Origin of the sequence: Clostridium sp. D53t1_180928_C8 (assembly GCF_015667795.1) — a bacterium.
GTDB lineage: Bacteria > Bacillota > Clostridia > Clostridiales > Clostridiaceae > Clostridium.
Genome location: NZ_JADPEL010000108.1, coordinates 1 through 2,642, shown reverse-complemented (window position 1 = coordinate 2,642; position 2,642 = coordinate 1). Strand labels below are relative to the sequence as shown.

At 27.4% G+C, this 2,642-nt stretch carries 4 protein-coding genes; all 4 read left to right on the top strand.

Annotated elements, in window-relative coordinates; all coding sequences use genetic code 11:
- The first annotated feature begins 140 nt into the window (after window positions 1-140).
- The 4 genes from I4V51_RS20645 (at window position 141) to I4V51_RS20630 (ending at window position 2,450) form a co-directional block, all read left to right on the top strand.
- Complete coding sequence (locus I4V51_RS20645) at window positions 141-1,196, top strand: hypothetical protein (RefSeq protein WP_195990317.1); 1,056 nt, start codon at window positions 141-143, stop codon at window positions 1,194-1,196.
- Window positions 1,197-1,513: 317 nt separating this feature from the next.
- A complete protein-coding gene (locus I4V51_RS21560) occupies window positions 1,514-1,672 on the top strand; it encodes a hypothetical protein (protein ID WP_347708680.1) in 159 nt (52 codons plus the stop codon).
- A 19-nt stretch (window positions 1,673-1,691) separates the two neighbouring features.
- Window positions 1,692-1,997 (top strand): hypothetical protein, encoded by a 306-nt coding sequence (locus tag I4V51_RS20635; RefSeq protein ID WP_195990316.1) that lies wholly within the window; start codon window positions 1,692-1,694, stop codon window positions 1,995-1,997.
- Between the two features lie 144 nt (window positions 1,998-2,141).
- Complete coding sequence (locus I4V51_RS20630; RefSeq protein WP_195990315.1) at window positions 2,142-2,450, top strand: DUF960 family protein; 309 nt, start codon at window positions 2,142-2,144, stop codon at window positions 2,448-2,450.
- Window positions 2,451-2,642 lie beyond the last annotated feature (192 nt).

Here is a 2,642-nt window from a genome sequence, read left to right as displayed (position 1 = left end):
AATATTACTGGAAATCAAAATTTCCAGTAATATTTAATTTATAAGAAACTATATTACACAAAATTATCTACAGTCTCTTTCTAAAAGTTATTTTAATAGGTATATTTTTATTGATTGTTGTTAGCTTAGGAGTTAATAAGTTGGTTCATACAGATTATGCTACTTTAGATGATATAGATAAGAATATGTTAAAGCAACTTTCACAGATTTATGAAGTATATAATAATAAATCACAAGATATATGGAAAGAAGGTTATACATTTAACAATATTCCGCTTATATTAACACCTGTTAGTAAAGATAAAGGAGTGCTTCATACATATTCATATGCAATAGGAGTAGATAAATTCAAGAATTCCTTATTTGCTAAAAAAATTGAAGTTCCAAAAGAAATGAATCTGCCACCAATATATAGAGTATCATTTATACATCCATCATTGATTAAATTATGGTTTCCAATAAATTATGATTTTTCAGATATAGGAAAGCAACATGTTACATTGTTTAAGTATAATCCTGTTAGTGTTCAAGTAACAAATAAGGAAAGAGTATTTAAGTATTTCTTAATGCATGAAGTATTTCATGAATATAGGCAAGTACCAATATGGAAAAATGCAAATGAATTACAATCGAGTATACACGTAGAGGAAAGAAACAAGGAACAATACCAGCTTTTATTAATGGAATTTGCTATCTTAGATAAAGCATCTAGTGCAAGTAACAGAGATGAATTAATAAATATTTTAAGTGATTTTATCGCTGTAAGGGATACTCGTTATAATAAATTTAATTATATGAAACAAGAGAAATTAGTTGAAACGTTGGAAGGATGTGCTGAATATATTGAATATAAATATTCAAATTTAGTAGGAGACTCTGTTAAACCTCAACGTAAATTTTCGGATGCATTTAATACAAAAGCGTTACAAAATTTCACCAGTAAAGTGCCCTTAAATGGATTTATGGATAAAGATTTATATTATTATGTAGGCTATTTGCAAGGTGTGTTTTTAGATAAACTACAAATTAATTGGAAAGACAGAGTTGAAAATAATGAATTGATTTATGATATTCTTAGGGATGAAATACACAAACAAATAAGTGGAAATAGTAAAAGTTTAGATTCTATAAAAAATGAATATGGCTATAATAATTATGAAGAGCAAGCTCAAATAATAGTAAATAATTTTAGATAATACTATGTTAATAATTAGCTTAATTAGTTAATAGTATAAATTGATAGAATTTTATAAAAGTTTAATTTAGTAAAAGCTCTTACTTCTATTTTAGATATGCAGGTAAGAGTTTTTATGTTTATAGGGAGGAAATATATAATGAAAAAATTTATAAAGAAAATCAATTACTAGAAGTGAATAGCATACCCTCACAATTAATTTAAAGTATAAAAGCAACAATATATATACTGAATTACAATTATGGAGTTAATAGAGCTATAGAATCTGACTTAGGTGGATATGTAGTTATATAAGAAAATATTGTAGATATCGAAATATTGAAACAAGATAAGTTACAAGGTTTAGTATCAGAATATACTGATGTAATTGAATGTAGTGAAGAAGTTAATTGGACTTCTTTACTATTTTTACTTTCAAGTGATGTAGCATTAGTAGTAGTAACAACAGAAGAACTTTCTAAGTTCCTACTAGAATAAGATGAGGAGAGTAAATAACATGAGTAAGAAGAGTGAAGAAAAGATAATCAAGGAAACTAAATATTGCAAGATAATAAGCCAAGGAAAAGTTGGAGAGGGAGAGCACACATACTCAATAGAGAAAATCTACATCAAAGAACTAAAGAGAGATGAAGTTAGGTTCTGTGTCTACAAGGCAACTAGAAGAGATGATGAAACATACATTCCAAGAAGTCTTGATGTAACAGAACTAGAACTAATAGAGCTAATAAAAGAATCAATAAGTAGAAAAGTATTTTCAGAAGGATTCATTGAAATGTTAAAACAAGAAAGAAATAAAATCTAAAAGTCTTAATTGCTATAAGGATAGTGATTAAGACTTTTTCTATTGTAGGGAGGTAAAAGGGAATGAAGAGAGTTCTATGTGTAGGGGGAATAAGAAAAGGAAAAGTGACTATAAAAACTTGTAGTGATAAGAAGATAAAGAAATATGTTCAAGAAAAATAATAGATATGTAACTAGAGGTGTAAATGAGGAAGTAGATATAAGATTACAACTTATTATATGGTCTATGATTGATAAATTGAAGGATGAAGGAAAGGTTGAACTGGATTACTTACAAGTGTTCAAGTTAAGAAAAGAAGGCAATAAGGTTGTAATAAATCAAAGTCAAGAGGTTCCTGAATACTCATGCACATATGAAATGGAGCTAGAAGATATTCAGATAGATAATGAGGTTAAAGTTTATGTAATAGATAGTGGAGAATATTCTACAATGCTTTTTCCATCAGAGTACTAATTGAAGGAGGTTCAAGTAAATGATAAATAAGTTAAGTAAAGAGAAATATTTTAAATATGATAGCAAAGAACTTCTTGGAGTAATGAGGTTCGACTTCTATGATGGAAGACTATCCAACCAATGGAATCCTAGAGAGTTAATAATTGAAATGAATGATAGGAAGTTAATAGACCTAAAGAAGTTACAACAAGA